Source organism: Acinetobacter sp. TR3 (assembly GCF_027105055.1).
GTDB lineage: Bacteria > Pseudomonadota > Gammaproteobacteria > Pseudomonadales > Moraxellaceae > Acinetobacter.
Map to the genome: position 1 here is coordinate 2,294,452 of NZ_CP114264.1, position 22,112 is coordinate 2,316,563.

The 22,112-nt window shown below is 37.5% G+C and carries 20 protein-coding genes; 8 read left to right on the forward strand and 12 right to left on the reverse strand.

Annotated features, from left to right (window positions below; genetic code table 11):
* Window positions 1-77: 77 nt before the first annotated feature.
* From O1449_RS10870 to rlmE, 4 genes are all read right to left on the reverse strand, one after another.
* Entirely contained in the window at window positions 78-1,697 is a 1,620-nt protein-coding gene (locus tag O1449_RS10870) for a vWA domain-containing protein (RefSeq protein ID WP_269239706.1), read from the reverse strand.
* A 119-nt stretch (window positions 1,698-1,816) separates the two neighbouring features.
* Window positions 1,817-2,671 carry a dihydropteroate synthase gene (gene folP, locus O1449_RS10875; RefSeq protein WP_087546589.1) on the reverse strand — a complete coding sequence of 285 codons (855 nt, stop codon included), beginning with the start codon at window positions 2,669-2,671 and terminating at the stop codon, window positions 1,817-1,819.
* A 140-nt stretch (window positions 2,672-2,811) separates the two neighbouring features.
* The gene (gene ftsH, locus O1449_RS10880) at window positions 2,812-4,707 is read right to left on the reverse strand and encodes an ATP-dependent zinc metalloprotease FtsH (protein ID WP_087536934.1); all 1,896 of its coding nucleotides are present in this window, start codon (window positions 4,705-4,707) and stop codon (window positions 2,812-2,814) included.
* A 136-nt stretch (window positions 4,708-4,843) separates the two neighbouring features.
* Window positions 4,844-5,494 (reverse strand): 23S rRNA (uridine(2552)-2'-O)-methyltransferase RlmE, encoded by a 651-nt coding sequence (rlmE, locus tag O1449_RS10885; protein WP_269228463.1) that lies wholly within the window; start codon window positions 5,492-5,494, stop codon window positions 4,844-4,846.
* A gap of 228 nt (window positions 5,495-5,722) precedes the next feature.
* On the opposite strand from rlmE, the gene yhbY reads away from it, so the two are divergent.
* Window positions 5,723-6,049 (forward strand): ribosome assembly RNA-binding protein YhbY, encoded by a 327-nt coding sequence (gene yhbY / locus O1449_RS10890; RefSeq protein ID WP_004660805.1) that lies wholly within the window; start codon window positions 5,723-5,725, stop codon window positions 6,047-6,049.
* A 5-nt stretch (window positions 6,050-6,054) separates the two neighbouring features.
* The gene (locus tag O1449_RS10895) at window positions 6,055-6,591 is read left to right on the forward strand and encodes a DOMON-like domain-containing protein (RefSeq protein ID WP_269238321.1); all 537 of its coding nucleotides are present in this window, start codon (window positions 6,055-6,057) and stop codon (window positions 6,589-6,591) included.
* A gap of 53 nt (window positions 6,592-6,644) precedes the next feature.
* Here O1449_RS10895 and O1449_RS10900 read toward each other — a convergent pair whose 3' ends face one another.
* Window positions 6,645-7,244 carry a hypothetical protein gene (locus tag O1449_RS10900; RefSeq protein ID WP_269238322.1) on the reverse strand — a complete coding sequence of 200 codons (600 nt, stop codon included), beginning with the start codon at window positions 7,242-7,244 and terminating at the stop codon, window positions 6,645-6,647.
* A gap of 360 nt (window positions 7,245-7,604) precedes the next feature.
* On the opposite strand from O1449_RS10900, the gene carA reads away from it, so the two are divergent.
* From carA to greA, 3 genes are all read left to right on the forward strand, one after another.
* The gene (carA, locus tag O1449_RS10905; RefSeq protein ID WP_269238323.1) at window positions 7,605-8,744 is read left to right on the forward strand and encodes a glutamine-hydrolyzing carbamoyl-phosphate synthase small subunit; all 1,140 of its coding nucleotides are present in this window, start codon (window positions 7,605-7,607) and stop codon (window positions 8,742-8,744) included.
* A 14-nt stretch (window positions 8,745-8,758) separates the two neighbouring features.
* Window positions 8,759-11,992, forward strand: a complete 3,234-nt coding sequence (gene carB / locus O1449_RS10910; RefSeq protein WP_269228466.1) for a carbamoyl-phosphate synthase large subunit — start codon at window positions 8,759-8,761, stop codon at window positions 11,990-11,992.
* A 91-nt stretch (window positions 11,993-12,083) separates the two neighbouring features.
* Complete coding sequence (greA, locus tag O1449_RS10915; RefSeq protein WP_018676937.1) at window positions 12,084-12,560, forward strand: transcription elongation factor GreA; 477 nt, start codon at window positions 12,084-12,086, stop codon at window positions 12,558-12,560.
* 105 nt (window positions 12,561-12,665) lie between these two features.
* On the opposite strand, the gene O1449_RS10920 is transcribed toward greA, so the two are convergent.
* The gene (locus O1449_RS10920) at window positions 12,666-13,148 is read right to left on the reverse strand and encodes a hypothetical protein (protein ID WP_269228467.1); all 483 of its coding nucleotides are present in this window, start codon (window positions 13,146-13,148) and stop codon (window positions 12,666-12,668) included.
* A gap of 483 nt (window positions 13,149-13,631) precedes the next feature.
* On the opposite strand from O1449_RS10920, the gene O1449_RS10925 reads away from it, so the two are divergent.
* Complete coding sequence (locus O1449_RS10925) at window positions 13,632-14,258, forward strand: CatB-related O-acetyltransferase (RefSeq protein WP_269228468.1); 627 nt, start codon at window positions 13,632-13,634, stop codon at window positions 14,256-14,258.
* A gap of 33 nt (window positions 14,259-14,291) precedes the next feature.
* On the opposite strand, the gene O1449_RS10930 is transcribed toward O1449_RS10925, so the two are convergent.
* Both O1449_RS10930 and O1449_RS10935 read right to left on the reverse strand, forming a co-directional pair.
* Window positions 14,292-15,451 (reverse strand): IS3 family transposase gene (locus O1449_RS10930; RefSeq protein WP_269238047.1). Its coding sequence is split into 2 segments (ribosomal slippage): window positions 14,292-15,217 and window positions 15,217-15,451, totalling 1,161 coding nucleotides; the frame shifts between segments, so codons are not numbered across the junction.
* 24 nt (window positions 15,452-15,475) lie between these two features.
* Window positions 15,476-16,099 carry a barstar gene (locus O1449_RS10935; protein WP_269238324.1) on the reverse strand — a complete coding sequence of 208 codons (624 nt, stop codon included), beginning with the start codon at window positions 16,097-16,099 and terminating at the stop codon, window positions 15,476-15,478.
* 230 nt (window positions 16,100-16,329) lie between these two features.
* Between O1449_RS10935 and O1449_RS10940 the strand changes: the two genes are divergently transcribed.
* The gene (locus tag O1449_RS10940; RefSeq protein ID WP_269228470.1) at window positions 16,330-16,767 is read left to right on the forward strand and encodes a universal stress protein; all 438 of its coding nucleotides are present in this window, start codon (window positions 16,330-16,332) and stop codon (window positions 16,765-16,767) included.
* A gap of 72 nt (window positions 16,768-16,839) precedes the next feature.
* On the opposite strand, the gene O1449_RS10945 is transcribed toward O1449_RS10940, so the two are convergent.
* A complete protein-coding gene (locus O1449_RS10945; RefSeq protein WP_269228471.1) occupies window positions 16,840-17,352 on the reverse strand; it encodes a hypothetical protein in 513 nt (170 codons plus the stop codon).
* A gap of 104 nt (window positions 17,353-17,456) precedes the next feature.
* Window positions 17,457-17,774 carry an MGMT family protein gene (locus O1449_RS10950; RefSeq protein WP_269228472.1) on the reverse strand — a complete coding sequence of 106 codons (318 nt, stop codon included), beginning with the start codon at window positions 17,772-17,774 and terminating at the stop codon, window positions 17,457-17,459.
* Window positions 17,775-17,866: 92 nt separating this feature from the next.
* On the opposite strand from O1449_RS10950, the gene O1449_RS10955 reads away from it, so the two are divergent.
* Window positions 17,867-18,598, forward strand: a complete 732-nt coding sequence (locus O1449_RS10955) for a metalloprotease (RefSeq protein ID WP_269238325.1) — start codon at window positions 17,867-17,869, stop codon at window positions 18,596-18,598.
* Here O1449_RS10955 and O1449_RS10960 read toward each other — a convergent pair.
* Window positions 18,595-20,319: a CapA family protein gene (locus O1449_RS10960; protein ID WP_269238326.1), complete on the reverse strand. Its 1,725-nt coding sequence runs from the start codon at window positions 20,317-20,319 to the stop codon at window positions 18,595-18,597. The two genes, O1449_RS10955 and O1449_RS10960, sit on opposite strands and share 4 nt — an antisense overlap.
* A gap of 17 nt (window positions 20,320-20,336) precedes the next feature.
* A complete protein-coding gene (locus O1449_RS10965) occupies window positions 20,337-22,001 on the reverse strand; it encodes a poly alpha-glucosyltransferase (protein WP_269238327.1) in 1,665 nt (554 codons plus the stop codon).
* Between the last annotated feature and the right edge of the window lie 111 nt (window positions 22,002-22,112).

The following is a 22,112-nucleotide window of genomic DNA, read 5'->3' on the forward strand; positions in this document are numbered from 1 at the left end:
ATAACATAATCTCATACAAATCACGATATTTAGACATAAAAAAAGCGATCTTTCCGACCGCTTTTTAAAAAGATAATTTAGTCTTTTTTAGCGCTTAAACTTCTTGCGATCTTGGCAAGCTCTATAAATTCCTCACGCATTTGGTAAGGATCTGGTTTTGCAGATTGCTGAGCTAACTGAATAATTTGATCCCAGCCCATAGCAGCATTGTATTGCCCACCTTTTAGCTGCTGGGCATAGGAAGCCACTGCAATGGCAAAACGAGTATCGCTATTGGCCTGAGCAAGGGACTTACTTTGCGCTTTTACAGCTTGGTTTAAAAGAATGCTCTTCTCTTGATTTGGCAATTTATAGCGCAAATTTACAAACGCATATTCAGATTTTTTCGTTGCATCTGTTTTTGTCGATGCCTGATAACGTGAATCATTGAGCCAGCCTTGCTGCCCCACTGGAATAATTTCATAAATTGCCGTAACGTTATGCCCTGCCCCGATATCGCCCGCATCAACTTTATCATTATTGAAATCTTCCTGTTTCAACATCCGATTTTCATAGCCAACTAAACGATATTCTTTTACCGTAGCAGGATTAAACTCCACCTGAATTTTTACATCCTGAGCAACCGTTGCCAGTGTTGACGAAAGCTGACGTTGTACCACTTTTTTCGCTTCATTTTTATTATCAATATAGCTGTAATTACCATCTCCTGCATCCGCCAGTTGCTCCATCAACTGCTCATTATAATTTCCTGTCCCAAAGCCCAGTGTCGTTAAAGAAATACCACTTTTACGTTTCTCAGCCACCATCCCTTTTAAAGTACTAAAGTCAGTAATACCTACATTAAAGTCACCATCAGTTGCCAATAAAATGCGATTGATTCCATTCTTCACAAAGGCTTTTTCAGCTTGTTTATAAGCCAGTTGAATTGCCTGTTCGCCTGCGGTTGCCCCACTTGCCTGTAATTCATTAATGACGGTTAAAATTTTGTCTTTTTGATCACCAGAAGTGGGTGCTAAAATGAGTTTCTCACCACTAGCATAAGTAATAATCGTGACTTTATCTTGAGGTCGCAATTGCTCGGTCAATAATCTAAGAGTTTGCTTAACCAATGGTAATTTATCTGCTGCATCCATACTACCGGAAACATCAACCAAGAATACCAAATTGGCTGGTGGTAACTGTTTGGTTGCCAAGTCTTTGGCTTGAATCCCGATTTTGATCAGTTTGGCATTTTCTTTCCACGGTGAATCAACAATTTCAGTCGTGACCGAGAATGGGTGAATGCTGTTTGGCTGCGGATATTGATAATCAAAGTAGTTAATCATTTCCTCAGCACGAACCGCATCGACTGGTGGCAAACGCCCATCATTCAGGAAACGGCGGGTATTGCTATAACTGCCTGTATCGACATCAATGCTAAAAGTTGAAACTGCCTGATCTGCAACCCTATAAATAGGATTGACCTCATTCTTTTGATATTTTTCAGTATTCTGCTCTAGCCGCACGCTTTCTGGACTAGGCATTGCCGCCATGTACGCAGCAGGAGCAATCATCTTTCGGGTACTATCCGCTGCCATATTAGACATAACCAAAGATGCAGGAGCGACTACATGGCTACGTTCCTTTACGGGATTACCACAGGCGATCATCATGGAACTTAGCAAGGTTAAGGTCAGTATTTTTGTAGATTGATGCATCATAAAATCCCCCAATTTTTATGTCTTTTAAATGAATGACGAGATTGCAGTGATTGTATGCAAAAAGATAAAGATACATCGTATTGGAATGTATTTTTATCTTCATTATTTCTCTGTAATTATTGAGCTAAACGCATCGCATTCCAAACTTTTATCGCATCGCTTGTGGCTTTAACATCGTGCACTCGAACAATACTAGCGCCCTGCTGAATACTCAGTAGATGCCCCATGACACTTCCAAGCGCACGTTCCTGTGCAGGTACACCATTCAATGCCTCACCAATGAAACGTTTACGTGACAAGCCAGACAAGATTGGATACCCCATCCGATTCAGCTTCCAAAACTCATTGAGTAATCGAAAATTCTGTTGTGCGTTCTTGGCAAAACCGAAACCTGGGTCGATAATAATATTTTCTTTGCTTACTCCGACTGCAATTGCTTGATTAAGCCGCTGCTGTAATTCATGAATCACATCTTCAGTCACATCCTGATATTGATCCAACTGATTCATATTGGTCGGTTCACCACGCATATGCATCAACACCACAGGAATATTTAATTCAGCCGCCGTTTCTAAAGCTTGTGGACGAGTTAAAGCACGAACATCATTCCAGATATGCGCACCTGCTTTCACGGCAGCTCGAATCACCTCAGGCTGACTGGTATCAATCGATATGATCACATCATACTTGGATAATGCTTCCACCACAGGAATTACACGCTGAATTTCTTCTTCTAGCTCAACGGGTGATGCATTTGGGCGAGTTGACTCTCCACCAATATCAATAATGCTTGCACCCTCTTCCATCATCTGCAAAGCACGTTGAACCGCCTGTTCTTTATGATGATGCTGTCCACCATCACTGAAAGAATCAGGGGTGACATTGAGAATACCCATAATCTGTGGTTGGGATAAATCCAATGTAAAACGACCACATTGTAACTGCTGCTGTGGTAATGGCATCAACTGCATTATCAAAAAACTCTTAACACTTTACGAATCACTTTAGTTTAACAAGACTATTCTGTGAACATTGTTGATTTATTTTCAGGTTGGCTAAAATAAGAACAAAAAAAGAGCCGCTCTTTAGCGACTCTCTTTGATTTCAACCATTAACCCATTGCTGGTAATGGTGGTGGTGTAGATGGACCATCTTTTGGTGGTTCAAATGCAGCCACTGGATTTTCAGGAATATAGACCTTAGGTGGTTGTGGTTCACGACCTTCCATGATGTCACGGATTTGGTCACGATCGATGGTTTCCCATTCCATCAACGCTTTCACCATTGCATGTGCGATATCTTTGTTATTTTCCAAAATATCACGAGCAACTTTATATTGTTCATCCAAGATACGACGTACTTCTTCATCAACTTTTTGCTGAGTTGCTTCTGAAATTGTACGGCTACCCACATTACCAAAGAAACCACTTTGGTTTTCATCTTCATAAACCATTACACCAAGAGCATCAGACATACCATACTTGGTCACCATTGCACGCGCCATTTTAGTTGCACGTTCAAAGTCGTTTGATGCACCTGTCGACATTTGATTAATAAACACTTCTTCGGCAATACGACCACCAAATAAGATTGAAAGCTCATTCAACATCTTATCTTTGTAATGGCTGGTTTGGTCTTGCTCAGGCAACTGCCAAGTTACACCTAATGCCCAACCACGTGGCATGATTGTCACTTTATGCACAGGGTCTGTACCTGGCAAAATTTCAGCAACAATGGCATGTCCAGCTTCATGGTAAGCCGTCGCACGACGTTCTTCTTCACGAATCACCATCGATTTACGTTCTGGACCCATGTAAATCTTGTCTTTTGCATCTTCAAAGTCATGCATATCCACCGTGTTTTTATTACGGCGAGCAGCAAACAACGCAGCTTCGTTGACTAAGTTCGCAAGTTGCGCACCTGAGAATCCTGGAGTACCACGCGCAAGGACTTTAACATCTACACCTGTAACCGAAGGAAGTTTCTTCAAATGAACATTTAAAATCTGCTCACGACCACGGATGTCAGGTAAACCAACCATCACTTGGCGGTCAAAACGGCCTGGACGAAGTAATGCTTTATCAAGTACATCAACACGGTTAGTTGCTGCGATGACGATCACACCTTCATTACCTTCAAAACCATCCATCTCAACAAGCATTTGGTTCAAGGTTTGTTCACGCTCATCATGACCACCTCCTGTACCAGAACCACGATGGCGACCAACAGCATCAATCTCATCGATGAAAATGATACAAGGTGCATGACGTTTAGCCTGTTCAAACATGTCACGAACACGTGAAGCACCGACACCAACAAACATTTCAACGAAGTCAGAACCTGAGATACTAAAGAATGGAACTTTAGCTTCACCAGCGATTGCTTTAGCCAATAATGTTTTACCAGTACCTGGAGGACCAACCATCAATACACCACGAGGAATGGTTGCACCAAGACGTTTGAACTTAGAAGGATCTTTCAAGAAGTCAACGATTTCAACTACTTCTTGCTTGGCTTCATCACAACCTGCAACATCAGTAAACGTAATCTTAATCTGATCTTCAGATAACATTTTCGCTTTTGACTTACCAAAACTCATTGGGCTGTTTTTACCACCAGCGCCTCCACCCATATTACGCATAAAGAACATGAATAATAAGATGATCAGTAATACAGGGAAGCTTGCAATGAGAAGTTGCATCAAAATGCCTTGACGTTGCGGCGCAGTACCTTCAACGACTACATTCTGTTTATTCAAGCTTGGAAGCAATTCAGTGTCTTCTACTTGTGGACGAACCGTTTCAAAAGAAGAACCATTGGTTTTTTCACCACTAATGTTTAAACCGTCAATTGTGACTTGTTTAATTTGCCCAGCATTTACCGCTGCAACGAAATCAGAATATTTCATCGCTGCAGGCTTATTGCGGTCACTGACGTTGCTAAAAATCAAAATCAGAACACCGAGTATGATGAGCCACAATACGGCATTCTTGAAGTAATCGCTCAAGGCTTTATTCCCATATCAATCTAATTTGATCATACCTAATCTTGGCTGACCTTCACAAAAACAGCAATGAATTTGCGTTGCAAAAAACTTAAAAGGTACAAAATGCACAATTTTTAACAACTTGGCAAGTACACTTTTATTGCAATGCCTTTTTACGACCTTGACCAATCAAAAAAACTTCTTTTGATCGAGCACGAGATGCCGCAGGTTTGGCTGTTTTTAATACATCAAAACTATCGACCACCTGTTTTCTAAACTCATCAAATCCTGAGCCTTGGAACACCTTAACAATAAACTGTCCATTTGGGCCTAAAACTTTTTGAGCAAAATCTAATGCCAACTCACATAAGTAAATCTGGCGTGGTTGATCGACAGCCCTATTACCTGATGTATTGGGGGCCATATCTGAAATTACAACGTCTACTTGACGCCCATTTAAAATATTTAACAATTTTTCGAAAACTTCTTCTTCTCGGAAGTCGCCTTGCAAAAATGTCACATCTGGAAGAGCGTCCATTGCGAGAATATCTGAAGCAATTACTAAACCATTTGATCCAACCAGTTTACCTGCAATTTGCGACCAACTTCCGGGTGCTGCACCGAGATCAACAATTGTCATGCCCGGTTTGATCATTTTATATTTTTCTTGGATTTCAAGTAACTTGTACGCTGCCCGTGCGCGATAACCCTCTTTTTGTGCTTTCTTTACAAAAGGATCATCCAAGTGCTCTCTCATCCACACACGGCTGCTTTTCGACAATTTTTGATTGGTAATGCGCGTCGCCATAACTCACTAAATTTCAAAAAACTTCTGATTGATCATTGTACGTGAAAATTACTCCCATTACAGTACGGTTGTAGTTCATTCACACGAACTTTTACAGATTTTTTCCGATTGCCATGATTGGCTATTTGCCTAATTTTCACATATTTGTTTCAAGTGCCTGTCTGCTAAATCTATCTTAGAAACGGGATGCAAGTTATACTAGGTCGTTTTCCCAATTAGGTATTTTTAATGGCGGCTTTATCTATCCATGAACGTAAGCGTTTACGTCAAATTGGCCACGCACTTAATCCAGTTGTAATGATTGGTGGCCAAGGTCTTACAGAAAACGTCATTGAAGAAACTCATCGCGCACTAAATGATCATGAACTCATTAAAGTGAAAATTGCAGGTGAAGATCGTGATGCACGTGCCGCAGTAATTGATGCGCTTGTTGAAGCGACAGGTGCTGAATCTGTACAAAAAATTGGTAAAATTGTTTTGCTTTATAAAAAAGCAGCAAAACAAAACCAGCATCTTTCTAATTTAGTTCGTTTTGCTCACTTAAGTAACAAGTAATCAAAATGGCAAGTTATGAACTTTCCGCTTTCGATCGCTTTAATGCTATTACTGTCGTTGGAGCAATTGAGCAACAAACACCAGCGACATTAAATGTTGGTTTTTGGGTTCGTGATCCCAATCAGTTTCTGATTTACCCAGATCAAGTCAAGGCTCATCCTCGCCAAGACTTTTTATGGGAACAGACTTGTTTTGAGATTTTTATTGGTGTGAAAGATGAAGATTTTTATCGTGAAATCAATCTCTCTCCCTCTCAAGCTTGGCAAGCCTATCAATTTGAAGAATATCGCTTCCCAGAGGATATGCCGCCCGTTGCTGCATATGACATTGAGTTGAACCATTTGCAACGCACACATTATGGTTTAAATGTCAGTCTAGATTTATCTCAATTTATGCAACAGAATAAATTGAAATGGTCTGACTTATATTTAGGTTTAAGTGCGGTTTTTAATACCACGCAAGGTAATCACTATTTTGCAATGCAACATAGTAGCCCACAAGCTGACTTTCATAATAAACGCGATTGGTTACATCAATTTTAATCATAAAAAAGCGAGAAATAAATTTCTCGCTTTTTTAGCTCTTCTATCTGCAATTAACTTGCGCGCACTTTATTCCAAGCTTCAACCGCTTGTTCTTTGGTACGCTTAAAGCTACCAACCAAAGTATCTTTATGCTTCACTGAAATTTGACTAATGTCATCTTTCAACTCTTTGCTGACCTTCGTTAAATCTTCAATTAAAGCATTTAACTCAGTTTTTAATGCATTGGTTAATTCAACTAAATTACCTTGTGATGAATTCAGTTGAGTTTTAATAACATCAATACGCTGCAAAATGTCTTGCTTAATTTGTGCAAGCTGATTTTGGATATTTTGGTTAAGTTCTTTCGCTTCCGCCTCAATTTTTTCTTGGGTTTCAGCCAATACTTCTTTCACTTGCTCTTGAGTCTCAGCAATCACTTCTTTCGCTTGTTCCTGAGTCTCAGCAATCACTTCTTTCGCCTTCGCTGTTTTTTCAGCTACAACTTCTTTCGCTTTTGCAGTTTTCTCAGCAACCACCTCTTTCACTTCTGCCGTCTTTTCAGCAACAGCTTCTTTGACTTCAGCGGTTTTCTCTGCAACAACTTCTTTTGCTTTCGCTGTTTTTTCAACCACAACTTCTTCAGTTGCTGGTGTAGTTTGATTATCAGCCATTGTGTTTCCCCTCTATATTGTTTGTTGATTTTTTGGCTAAATATAAGATAAAACGCTTTACTTGTAGACTATGAAAAAATTGTTAGACAATTTGCATAATATCTCATGATATAGATAGAAGAATGATTGATTTGGCAATAGACATAACAACAGTCAAACTTATAAAAGAAAAACTACAATTACTCGCTTTAACCAATAAAACAGATAGACTTTTGAACTACTCATGCGTATAATGCGCTGTTAAGTTACAAGCGAGCAGACTGGAAGGAGGGGCATGTTTTTAAAGACAGCCTACCTTTTTTTATGTCTTCTCGCTTTTTTACAGCCCTATTTTTGTGGTTTTAGTTCAGGAGCTTTGGTTTGAGCACCCCCGCCATTTTAGCCCTCGCAGATGGAACGATCTTTAAAGGAACGTCTATCGGTGCATCGGGAAGTACGACTGGTGAAGTCGTTTTTAATACAGCCATGACTGGCTACCAAGAAATTTTGACTGACCCAAGTTATGCGCAACAAATTGTGACGCTGACTTATCCCCATATTGGAAATACAGGCTGTAATAGCGAAGACGTTGAATCTGGTCGCATCCATAAAGTATGGGCGAACGGTTTAATTATTCGTGATCTTCCTTTATTACATAGTAATTTCCGTGCAGAACAATCACTCAGTGAATACTTGGAACAACATAATGTTGTTGCAATCGCTGATATTGATACGCGTAAATTGACACGTATTTTACGTGACAAAGGCGCGCAAAATGGTTGCATCCTTGCTGGTGAAAATATCACTGAAGAAGAAGCAATTGCAAAAGCACGTGCATTCGGTGGTTTAAATGGTTTAGACCTTGCAAAAGAATGCTGTGATCCTGAAGGCTTTGAATGGACTGAAGGTTCTTGGACTTTAGGTCAAGGTTTTAGCCAACCAGAATTTAAATTTCATGTTGTTGCATACGATTATGGTGTCAAAACCAACATCTTACGTATGCTTGCAGACCGTGGTTGTAAACTCACTGTTGTGCCTGCACAGACCCCTGCTGAGAAAGTTCTCGCTTTAAACCCAGATGGCGTGTTCTTGTCAAATGGTCCTGGTGATCCAGCAGCATGTGGCTATGCGATTGAAGCAGTAAAAACGATTGTTGAAACTACGACTTTACCTGTATTTGGTATTTGTTTAGGTCACCAAATTTTAGCACTTGCTTCTGGCGCGAAGACCATGAAAATGAATCATGGTCATCACGGTGCAAACCATCCTGTACAAAATCTTGAGAATGGTACAGTGATGATTACTTCTCAAAACCACGGCTTTGCTGTCGATGAGAGTACTTTACCTTCAAACTTAAAAGTAACGCATCGTTCGTTGTTTGATGGTACAAACCAAGGTATTCATCGCACTGACAAACCAGCATTCAGCTTCCAAGGTCACCCTGAAGCAAGCCCTGGTCCACATGACTGTGCTCCATTGTTCGATCATTTCATCGAACTTATTGAAGCATCTAAGAAGTAATTAAGGAGCGAATAATGCCTAAACGTACGGATATTAAAAGCATCTTAATTATTGGTGCAGGTCCAATTGTGATCGGTCAAGCATGTGAGTTTGACTACTCAGGTGCACAAGCATGTAAAGCACTTCGCGAAGAAGGCTATCGTGTTATTTTGGTGAACTCTAACCCAGCAACCATTATGACTGACCCTTCAATGGCGGATGCAACGTATATCGAGCCAATCACTTGGCAGACTGTTGCTCAAATCATTGAAAAAGAACGCCCAGATGCAGTCCTCCCAACCATGGGCGGTCAAACTGCATTGAACTGTGCGCTTGCATTAGATGCCAACGGTGTTTTAGAGAAATACAATGTTGAGTTGATTGGTGCATCAAAAGAAGCGATTGAAAAAGCAGAAGATCGTAAACTGTTTGACATCGCCATGCGTAAAATCGGTTTGGAATGTCCTCGTGCCGATGTTGCTGAAACCATGGAACATGCACTGGAAATTCAGTCACGTTTCGGCTTCCCAGTGATCATTCGTCCATCATTTACGATGGGTGGTTCTGGTGGTGGTATCGCATATAATAAAGAAGAATTTATTGAAATCTGTGAACGTGGTTTCGATCTTTCTCCAACCAAACAATTATTGATCGATGAATCTTTAATTGGTTGGAAAGAATACGAAATGGAAGTTGTTCGTGATAAAAACGACAACTGCATTATCGTTTGTGCGATCGAAAACTTTGACCCAATGGGCGTACACACTGGTGACTCAATCACAGTTGCTCCTGCTCAAACATTGACAGATAAAGAATATCAAATCATGCGTAATGCATCGGTTGCTGTTCTTCGTGAAATCGGTGTTGAAACAGGCGGTTCGAACGTTCAATTCGGTATTAACCCGAAAGACGGTCGTATGGTTGTGATCGAGATGAACCCTCGTGTTTCTCGTTCATCTGCGCTTGCATCTAAAGCAACAGGTTTCCCGATTGCGAAAATCGCGGCAAAACTTGCGGTTGGTTATACCCTTGATGAATTGAAAAATGACATCACAGGCGGTATCACACCTGCAAGCTTCGAACCAGCTATTGACTATGTTGTAACCAAGATCCCTCGCTTCAACTTCGAAAAATTCCCACAAGCTGAGCCTGTATTGACGACTCAGATGAAATCTGTGGGCGAAGTGATGGCAATTGGTCGTAACTTCCAAGAATCAGTACAAAAAGCACTTCGTGGTCTTGAAGTGGGTGTCAGTGGCTTTGATGAAAAAGTTGAAGTTGGTGCTGCTAATGCCAAAGAGATCATCTTAAAAGAGCTTAAAGTTCCTGGTCCTGAGCGTATTTGGTATGTCGCTGATGCATTCCGTCATGGTTTCTCATTAGATGACGTATTTGAAGCAACTAAGATCGACCGTTGGTTCTTGATCCAAATCGAAGACATCGTCAAAACTGAAGCTCAAGTAAAAACTTTAGGTTTTGGTGATTTAAACGCTGATAATATTCGCTCATTCAAACGCAAAGGTTTATCTGACCTTCGTATCGCTGACTTGATGGGTATTTCACAAAAGCAATTCCGTAAACAACGTTGGAACTTGGGTGTCTACCCAGTTTACAAGCGTGTTGATACTTGTGCTGCCGAATTTGAATCTGGCACAGCGTACATGTACTCAACTTACGATGAAGAATGTGAAGCGAATCCATCGAACCGTGACAAAATCATGGTGATTGGTGGTGGTCCAAACCGTATTGGTCAAGGGATCGAGTTTGATTACTGCTGTGTACACGCTGCGCTTGCAATGCGTGATGACGGTTATGAAACTATCATGGTGAACTGTAACCCTGAAACGGTTTCAACTGACTATGACACTTCAGATCGCTTGTACTTCGAACCTGTAACACTTGAAGATGTACTTGAAATCGTACGTACAGAGAAGCCTAAAGGCGTAATCGTACAGTACGGGGGTCAAACACCATTGAAATTGGCACGTGCTTTAGAAGAAGCAGGTACACCAATTATCGGTACATCTCCTGATGCAATTGACCGTGCAGAAGACCGTGAACGTTTCCAACAAATGATTCAACGTTTGCAACTTCGTCAACCGAACAACAGCATTGTAAAATCTGCTGAAGAAGGTATTTCAGAAGCAGCGAAAGTCGGTTATCCATTGGTTGTTCGCCCATCTTATGTATTGGGTGGTCGTGCAATGGAAATCGTCTATAACGAAGATGAACTTAAACGTTACCTTCGTGAAGCAGTTCAAGCATCGAATGAAGCCCCTGTCCTACTTGACCGTTTCCTAGATGATGCAACTGAAGTTGACGTAGACTGCGTATCTGATGGTAAAGACGTTGTGATTGGCGGTATCATGCAGCACATCGAACAAGCAGGGATTCACTCAGGTGACTCAGCATGTTCAATTCCTCCTTACTCACTTTCACAAGAAGTTCAGGATGAAATGCGTCGCCAAACTGTTGCAATGGCAAAAGAACTTGGCGTAATCGGCTTGATGAACGTTCAGTTTGCAGTAAAAGGCAACGACATTTATGTACTCGAAGTGAACCCACGTGCATCACGTACTGTTCCTTTCGTATCTAAGTGTATCGGTGAGTCTTTAGCAAAAGTTGCGGCACGTTGTATGGCGGGTCAATCTTTAGAATCCCAAGGGTTCACCAAAGAGATCATCCCGACTCACTTTGCAGTAAAAGAAGCTGTATTCCCATTTGCTAAATTCCAAGGCGTTGATCCAATGCTTGGGCCTGAGATGAAGTCTACAGGTGAAGTCATGGGTGTAGGTCAAACATTCGGTGAAGCATTCTACAAAGCAGTACTTGGTTCAAACGAACGTTTACCTGGCTTACCAACTGAAGGTGAAGTGAAGCATGCTTTCTTATCTGTACGTGAATCAGACAAGAAATACATTGCCAACATTGCTAAACAGTTAATTGCTTATGGTTTCAAACTTGTTGCAACTAATGGCACACATCGTGTTCTGAAAGAAGCAGGCATTGAATGTGAAGCTGTCAACAAAGTCACTGAAGGTCGTCCACATATTGTAGACCGCTTGAAAAATGGTGAAATTCATCTTATTGTCAACACAACTGAAGGTAAACAGGCTCAATATGACTCTGCGATGATCCGTCGTGCTGCCCTTCAAGGCAAAGTGTATTACACTACGACGATTAATGGCGCAGAAGCTGTTTGCCAAGCATTTGCTGTGAAATTGCCAATGGATGTATACCGCTTGCAAGATTTACAAACTGTAGGTTAATTCTTTACCGATAAGTCCCGCCACCTTATCGGTGGCGGGCTTTTTCTTTTTTTTAATCCTGTATTTTCCCAACCAATTTAGAGGGACTGAAATGCAACGTTATCCTATGACTCCTGAAGGCAAGGTTGCCTTAGAGAAAGAATTACAACAGCTCAAAACAGTGGATCGCCCACGTATTATCCAAGCGATTGCGGAAGCTCGTGAGCACGGTGACTTGAAGGAAAATGCTGAATATCATGCTGCTCGTGAACAACAAGGTTTCTGCGAAGGTCGTATTCAGGATATCGAAGGTAAATTGGGCGCAGCTCAAGAGATTGATGTCAAAACCCTTGAACAAAATGGTCGTGTTGTGTTTGGTGTTACGGTAACGATTGAAAACCTAGACACTGAAGAGCGTAAGACCTATAAAATTGTAGGTGATGATGAGGCAGATTTTAAAATCAATAAAATCTCAGTGAACTCACCGATTGCCCGTGGTCTTTTAGGTAAAAGCGAAGGCGACGAAGCAAAAATTCAAACACCGCAAGGTGAAGTTGAATACGAAATCGTCAGCGTGGAATATCTTTAATATTCTAAACTGAATTAGCCCCTCTATTTGAGGGGTTTTTTTTCTCAGTTATTTTTCTTTTGTTAGCTTTTAAAAGCTTAGTATTCATTTTCACTCCTAAGAGTTTTAATCATAATCTATATTGCGAGATTTTAGAAATGAACGACTCTTTTCAATCTGTGGAATAAAAGAATCTTTCATTCCAACTCTTTCATCATCCATAAAGATGCAAAGGAAATATACCCAGTCGGTATCATCCATTCCTATTGCTTTATCAATGACTCGATCAAAAGAATCTTTTAGTTTATAAATATCTATCTCAGCTAAATATCCATACAAAATTCTAGAGCCAGGCCAATTTATATCCATAAAACCCTCTAATAACTGATCTAAGTTTTCTTCTATGATTTCTCGTGGAAGATATGGAATCATCATCGTTAAATTTTCCCATTCAGAACCACCATACGGTTGAATTAATGCAGAAAAATGTAACTCTTTACTTTTCAATTTTCCTTTAATTTCAAATACTAAATTAATTAAATCATGTATATATAAAGGTTTTTCACCAATAATTTTTAAAATTGAACTTTCATTTATTGGTTCAATCATTAACATTTATCCTTTTGTTATAAATCAGATATTATGTATTTATAAATGAATTCAGTTCAATATTTTTTATTCTTTTCCTTTAAACTCATAATTTTATTGCCAATAACATCGATTAAATTAAATATGCAAAATTTACTCAATTATATCTAAAATAAATTTTTAACCGATTGAATGGTTCTTTTTTTTCAAGAGCATCCTATTTCTAAATACAATAAAAATGAAATAAAGAAATGCAAGATCGACTGATCATTAGCATTATGTATGCGATCATTGGAATAATCCTATGGATTGCTGTTGTAATCGTATGAGCTTTCCATATCATTCTTATGACCAATCCAGTACGCTATATGCTATTCTAGACTTTGTATTTACAATCAAATTCAATGTTTTTGATTTTGTTTTAGAAATTTTTCTTTAACTAGCGTTCTCTCCTGATATAAAAGCTATAATAGCGCGGATTTCTTTTAGTATTTTGCATTAGTTATGGATTCATTGATCAACTCCCCTGTTCAACATTGGTGTGAATTCGAATTTATTTCCAAAACAGTAAAAAATCCAAATATCCATATCAAAGGTAATTATTCTTATTATTCTGCTTATTGGGATCAGGGCTTTGAACGTTGTGTGGTACGTTATCTACATGACAAACCTGCTACATCTAAAAAACCAATTGATCAACTGTATATTGGCAATTTTGTCTGCTTTGGTGCTGAATGCGTGATTATGATGGGTGGCAATCAATTACACCGTCCTGATTGGATTTCGACCTTCCCTTTTGATACCCGTAGTTTCTTGCCTGCTGGTGATACTGTAATTGCTGATGGTTGCTGGATTGGTAGCCGCGCCATGATTATGCAGGGAGTAAAATTGGGTGAAGGTGCTATCGTGGCAACAGGTGCTGTGGTTACCCAAGATGTACCGCCTTATGCAATTGTTGCTGGTGTTCCAGCCAAAGTTATTAAATACCGCTTTGCCTCAGCTGATATAGAAAAATTGCTTTCACTTAAACTCTACGACCTAGACGAAAAGCAGATTTTAAAAATGCGTGAACAGTTGCAGGCTGATGATATTAATCAACTTTCTCAGTTTCTAAAAATTGATAAGAAATAGCTACTTAGTATAATTCTAATACAGCAGATGATCCTAGACAGTATCGTGGACAACCGATCCCTCTAAATTCTTGAAATATTTCTGTTCAAAGGCTTCTGGACTTAACCAGCCATTTGCAGAATGCCTTCTGATTCGATTGTAGTAAACTTCAATATACTCAAACAAGATAGCATTTGCCTCTTTTCTCGTAGAAAATACACTGCCATGTACTACATGCCCCTTCAGGGTATGGAAGAAGCTTTCGGTCACTGCATTGTCCCAACAGTTTCCTCGTCTAGACATGCTTTGAATACAGTTATTCGTCAATAATAGCGCCCTAAAATCACGACTACAGTACTGACTACCTTGATCCGAATGCACCATGACACCCGTTGGATAACCCTGACGAGCCATTGCATAATTAAACGCATCACACACCAATTGGCGGTCTATTCGATGGCTGGTTTGCCAACCCACAATACGACGGCTGAATAGATCTAGCATCACACATAAATACAGCCAGCCTTCTTTAGTTCGGATATAGGTAATATCCGTTGTCCAAACTTTATTAGGCTGAGTAACTGTAAATTGGCGATCCAACAAATTTGATGCTGTAGACAAACGATGGTTTGAATCAGTCGTATGCTTGTATTTACGTGCAATCCTACTACGTAAACCAAGCTTTTTTAGCATCCTTCCAACGGTACGTTCGCTCATGCGATAACCTAAATCACGCATGTCATGTACCAATGACGGTGCACCCAAGCGCGCATGATGCTGCCAATATACAACTTTTAAATCATTGTATTTCTGCGCTGTATTGGTCTGGCGTTTTCGCCAGGCATAATAGCCTGAAGTGCTGACATCTAGGCATTTACAGACAGAAGACACAGTGACTTCATTTATATCCATATCTTGAATTACCGTGTACTTTTCTTGGCATGATCTGTCAGAAAGTACACATGCGCTTTTTTTAAGATGTCATTGGCTTCCTTGAGCTGTTTGACTTCTTTTTCTAATTCCAAGATCCGCTGTTGTTCAGGAGAAAGTTGACGTTTGCTTGAACCTACTGGATTGGCTTCACGAATCCATTTATCTAAGGTTGAATAACCCACACCTAATTTATGGGCGATTGCAGCTATAGGCTCGTGGGAGTTTGAAAGTGCATGATCAATTGCTTGCTGTTTAAATTCCGGACTAAAACGTTTAGCCATTTCTTGGATCTCCAAAGATTGAAGTTACGTTATCTTTAGAGGGACATGCTGTCCATTATTTTGGCTAGGATCACAATACAAATCCAATTCAGATTTTATATAGTAGCCATCCAAAGTAATTTCTTTGACTTTTTCAGACTCATGATTTTCTAACCTAGCAAGAAAGAGAGCAATATGTAGCCAACATGTTTTCTCAAATAAATTCAAACTGAACCAATACTTTTCGCCACATTCATGATTTAAATATTTATAAATCAATTCTTTTCTTTTAAAAAAAGAGTCTAAATCAGAATATTCTTTATCACTATAAATTTTTTCTAATTCTTCCTTATTATCATAAATGACAAGATCATTTTCTTTATAAGAAAAATCAAAAGTAAAATATAGGCCATCCTTAATACTCTGACTCTTCCCCTCTTGATTGCAAGTTATTAAAATTCCGAAGTAATCATGTTTTTTACTATGAATTAATAATTTTAAATCCATCATTTCTTGCAGAATAATTTCTGACAAACAATTTTTAAAAATAATCTTCTCACTATCATAATAAAAATCATCAACAATTAAAGTATAAATTACATGCTCTATTTCATTTTCAAAATCATGTTTAAAAAAATTACTTTCATTTCTTGTTTGATCATTTAGCATCCAGAATTTTGTAAAAATTAACTATTCTTATATCTATATCAGATATATAAAATAAATTAGCAACTACCTTATGTAGGTTACTATTTAAATGTTTTTTTGAAAAATATTCCTATAAATTTACTAGGTTTTATTTCATGAAAAATACAGGTAATATAAAAACATAGATCCTAATTTTCACAAAAAACATAAGTTTATTTAATTTAAAATTGTAATAATAAGGAGTAATAACCATGTCTTATCAAAAAATCTTGGTTGCAATTGATGACTCTGAAATCTCCGATAATGTCATTCAACAAGCAGCTCAACTTGCAAAAGCCCTAAATAGTGAAATCACTGTGGTTGAAGTGATGACTTTAGATCCATATTTGGCAGATGCATACCTTAGACTCGGTCAAAGTAATGAATTAATTGAACGTGTTCGTAGCTACGTTCAAGAAAATTTAACGAAAGCAGAAAAGAAATTTGAAGCTTTGGGACTGACAGTCGCAACTCAAGTGTTGGAAGGCTTCTCTGTAAATGGGGAAATTATCAGTGCTGCAAATAACTTAGGTGCTGATTTAATTATTATGGGATCACATGGTCGAACTGGTTTCAAAAAATTTATCTTAGGTAGCGTAGCTCAAAAAGTATTAGGTGAAAGCCATATCCCTGTTTTGGTTGTACGTTAAATCTTCTAATTTTTAGTTTAATACAACATCGTAACCCGCCTGAAACCTTAAGTTTCAAGCGGGTTATTTTGATTATTGAGTTTTTAATTCAATAGGTTTTGCTTTTTGTAAAACTTCTTTTGGTAACTCAGTCGTAGAAACGATTGTCAATGACTGTGTATTTGCTTGAATAGTTTCTTTCTTAAGATCATTCAGTACAACATTGGTATCTTTAGTACTTAAGCTATACATTGCACCTGTTGCAGGATCGATAATTAATAAACCTAATACCCCACCAAATAATAGATTCCCAACATACCAACCATTTACGTGCGCAGAAATATTAACAGTTTTGGTTTCATAACCTTCTTTTTCAAACACTACAGTGTATTTTTCAGGAACAAAGAAGCCTGAACTTCTTTTTAAACTTACAGTCGCAGGTGCTTGTCCTACATGAACTTTTTTACCAGCTTTATTTAAAATCGTAATATTACTTAATTCGGGTGTGCTCTCAAATGTCATTGTTTGAGTTCTTCCTGACATGATAGTTGCGCATCCAGATAAACTGAGAACAGCAATCCCACACATAACAGCTAATTTTTTCATTTAAGTACCAATTATACATATGTATTCTTTATGTACAATTATTGTAAAATAAAATAAAAACAACAGCAATGATATTTATACAAACCAGTCTGTTTATTTTTATATTAAGGCATCCAACCAAAGATTTTCAAATTAACCTTAGCATTGATTAAGTAAACTCCTTCTTGCTCCAACAAGCTTTGCTGTATGTTATTTCCATCTTCATCTATACGAATGACACTAATCTTTCCCTGTGAATTAATCACTCGATACCAAGGGATTTCACTGCTCTTATCTAAATGCTTCAAAACATAACCGACTAAACGTGCATGCTTAGGCAAACCTGCTAATTTTGCAATTTGACCATAGGTCGCTACTTTTCCATATGGAATCAAAGCGATAACCTCTAATATCTGTCGATGTAGTTCATTAGCATCTTGCATAAAATAACCTATAAAAATCTGATACTATGATTAAAGCGACACTAAAAAGCTTAAACAAGAAATAAAATAACTTATGTATTTAGAGAATAAAAATGCAGCTAAAAACAGTTTTCTTCATCATATTTTATCTAAGCATCAATCTCTCTTGCTCAACTAAACAATCATCTCATGTTCAAATTACGCCTTATCGATACCCAATAGACTCAAAAGATCATCTACCAATCGTATACGTTAGTTTTATTTTTACCATCAATCGACCACAAGCTAAATTATTAGATACTCAACTACAAATGTATAAAGAACTAGAGATTTTAAATCATTACTTTGTAGATGAAAAAAATCAAAAAATATTTAAATTTAAAATTAATCACTACCTCTCATACCAAGACTTTACAAAGAAGAAATGCGATCTCACAAATCAATTAAATCAAGCTTCACCGCTAATCACTGAGAATCTCCCGAATGCTATAGGCACTTGTTTTCCCCACAGAAAAAGTAAAGAGGTTCTATTTATTATTTATGATTCCTATACTGAGAAACTTAAATACAGTGACATCACCAGTTGGGGATTTAGAAATCAAGGTCGTCCATTCATGTTGATTGATTGGGAACGTTTAAATTATCAAACTCAAGCAGCATCTATACATGAGATGGGCCATGCTTTTGGTTTGGGGCATGTTTGCGCGCCAGATGCAACAAAAACAACACCTACCAATATTATGACCAGTTACGATTGTAAACTCGGAAGTGGAGGTTTACGTAATTTAGGTTTCACCGCAGAACAACTCAGCATCATTTTAGATAATTATTATAAATATCCTTAGAAGTTCATCTCGATATAGTGCCCTAGATGGTCTTTCCCTTCGAAAAAGTCCTTTTGAGTCAGCCGTGTGGTCAAATTTTCTTTTGCCTGTTTAAACTGAATATCAGTCACTGCACAAGGCTGCCAAAAAGTTTCTAGGTTATTTGTATATATAGGATAAAGCTTTATTAGATTTTCGATTAGATTAATCTTGACAATGAGGCCATAGGCTAAAGCCTGATATTTTTCAAATTCCCCGTTACTATTAAATACCCCGTTTCCAATCCCCAAAATAACAGGTTTATGATTAATTTTTTGAATTGGTTGAATCGTATGCGCACCATGTCCAATCACCAAATCAACGCCTATTTTAGTCAAAATATCTGCCAATTTTTCTTGATCAACTTCTGTTGTTTGGAAATCTTGCCCCCAATGACAAATGACAATAATTTTATGCGTTGGATGGAGCTGCCTATATTGGATGATCTGCTCAAATAAAATCGCATTTAAACAAGCCACACCTGCACGATTACCAAGTGCATAAAAATCATAATCTTGATAAGCACTCTCTCTATGCCAATACCCATTAAAAATAGCAACATTTTGCTGTTGAGTTTGTATTTGAAAATATTGATGAGCTTGCTGCTGATTATTCCCTGCCCCAATCCAATTTATCTCACTTTGATCTAACACCGCTAAGCTATGAGTTAAGCTTTCAGTGCCATAATCTTTTAAGTGATTGTTCCCAAGACACAGTGCATTGATATGAATACGCTTAAATTCAGTCAGTGTTTGCTGTGAGTCTGCACCCAAGATAAAATCTTTTTTTCCGTGTAAAGGCGAATATTCATCTAGGTTAAAGACAGCTTCAAAATTGGCAATATTAAGGTCATCTTCAGCAAAAAATTGTTTTATCCTTTCAAAAGAATGCTGATAACCATAACGTTGTAAAGCATCATCAATACCCTTTGCTTTTCTTCGTTTTGTATAGTATTCCCCAAAATAAGTATCGCCAATAATATTAATACAATGACTTTTCAAAGAGATTTTCTTTGCAGGCAATAGACCTGAATTAAAATAATGATAATAAGGTACTAAATGATCAATACGATGGATATCATCCAATAATTGAAAGATGCCAATATTCTGATTTTTATTACAATAAGTGAAATAATATTTTTTATATTTTCTAGTTATACATAAAACAGCATCTAACTGATGACAGGTAAATAAAGAGCTAATTGGTCTAATTTTTTGACTACCAATACTCAGTTTTTTAATGAATACTTGTCGAATCAAATCAATCGGCATACTAAAAATAGCTCGGGCTAAGACATATAAATTTTGAATCGTATTCGTAATATAAGTTTCAGAAGATATGTCTATTCCAAATGTCTTGGCTTTTGAAATAATTGTTTTCTGTGCTTGCCTACCATCACCAAAGATATATTTAGCAATGATCAAACTGAGTTCGTAGCTCTGGGTAAAAACTAAATATTGTAGTAAAAATCCTAATTCATATGAATCTTCAACTTGAGTCAAATCAAGCGGATATAATTGAAACTGTTGTGAGATTGGAATTTTATTAGTCAATTTGAGTTCATTTTTTTGGATTTTTTCAAATATCAAAAGTAATAATACCCAGTGTGTACAATTCCCTTCAATTTGAGTGTGCCAAATAGCATGCTTAAAATTTTCTTGTCTTATTTGAATGATTATTTTTATTTCTTGAGGTACATCCATAATTTAGCCTCAATTATTCAATCTTGATAATGCTGAACATAAGCAACATAGCCTGAAAGATTATGCTCTTGATCATCAATGCGAATCCGAAAACGATCATGCCGAACATAAAAGGCATTTAAGATTTTATCTGGGCATGCCATGTACATTGCCACTTCAGGATAGAAAAAACCAGTACGCTGAAACTCAGTGCGAAACTCGATTAATTTTTTTAAATCTTCAAATTGCGATTTTGCAAATAACTCATGTAATTCTAAATTTCGCACCCGACATACCATTTGATAAGCAGCCATCATCATTTCTAATAAAGTTGCATATGCTGTTTTACGATTACGAATAAAAATCATATGTCTTAAATAATTATTAATCCCAAATTGAAAATATTTTTCTTCTGGACAAATTTTAGTGAGTTCATTGGTACAGTAACTTAACCAATGATCGTGATAACGCTCATATTTCTTTTCAATAAATTGTTCAAACATCAATTGAACAGTTTCTAATAGTCGCGGATCACTATCAAGCTGATACAACCGTAAAAGTGCGAGCGCAGCTTCACCATCATAATAAATGATGCGAAATTTTTCTTTGATTTCATAACTTGGAAAACTCAGCACATGAGTTGTTTCCCCTTGTTTATCGATCATAGATAATATGCCATTCGCCAAAGCCTTTGCATATTTTAAATAAGACTGATCCCCAACCATACTTTGATATTTGGTCAGCATTAAAATTGCGGCTGCATTTGCACCTAATTTAATTTCATCAAGTTGATTCAAATCAGCGCCATCTAACATATAAGCGAGATCATCATCTTTTTCGACGTAAAAATTTGTCAATGCATAATCAATTGCAGACTGAATTTTACTCACCACGTTTGGTTGTAAATCTAATGCCAAGGTCTCAATCAAAGCATAAGTCGTCGTACAATGTCGGACTGTGTTGTAGCTACGAATTTCTCGGTCATACGCTGGAAAAAAACCGTAAATAAAGCGTCCATTCGTTTGGATTTGTTGAGACAAAAACTCAGCATTTGCTTTAATCATTTTAGTAAAATGTTGTTGCTTAGATTCGGTTGAATAACGAACCCCATTTTCAGTAAAACACGTTTGTAATGGTATCAATTGTCCATTTTCGTAAAACACAGCATGAGTATCAAATGTCCATATATCCTGAATTTCATTGATTTTTAGCGCAACATTGTTATCTTGATATTTTTTTATAATCGCAATATTGAGATTATTTTGATCAAAAAAATTGGGCGTGTCATAACTTAACCCTCGGATAATCGCTTTGCCATATAACTCTTGTTCTAAAAAACTAATCTTAAAATTCTCATCAAAACTGATGCCCTTACGATAATGATTATTATGAAATTGATTCTTTAATGTTTGCTCAATCCCATACCATGTTTCTTGTTGAATATTACATGCAATATCAAACTTTAATAATTCAGCTAATTTATTATTACTTGTGAACTGCCGATCGAGAAATTCAAAAAGTTCTTTTTCAAGAATCGGAAAGGTTGAAAACGATGAGTTCCAGACCTGACAGCGTTCTGTCTTTTCTCCATATGAATAGAAAAGTACCGTTTTATCTAAGTTTATATATTGTTGAACTTGTTTGATGTATCCAGTCAATTCGTATTTGAGCTTTTCAAGCTCTAAAGCTGTCACAATCGTCATAGTATGTATTGTTAGAATTTTTAATTATTTCAATCAAGATACCACATATTTTTATGCTTTTAACAAAATCAAAAAAGAGAACCCTAGGGTTCTCTTTTTTAGAAATTAGTG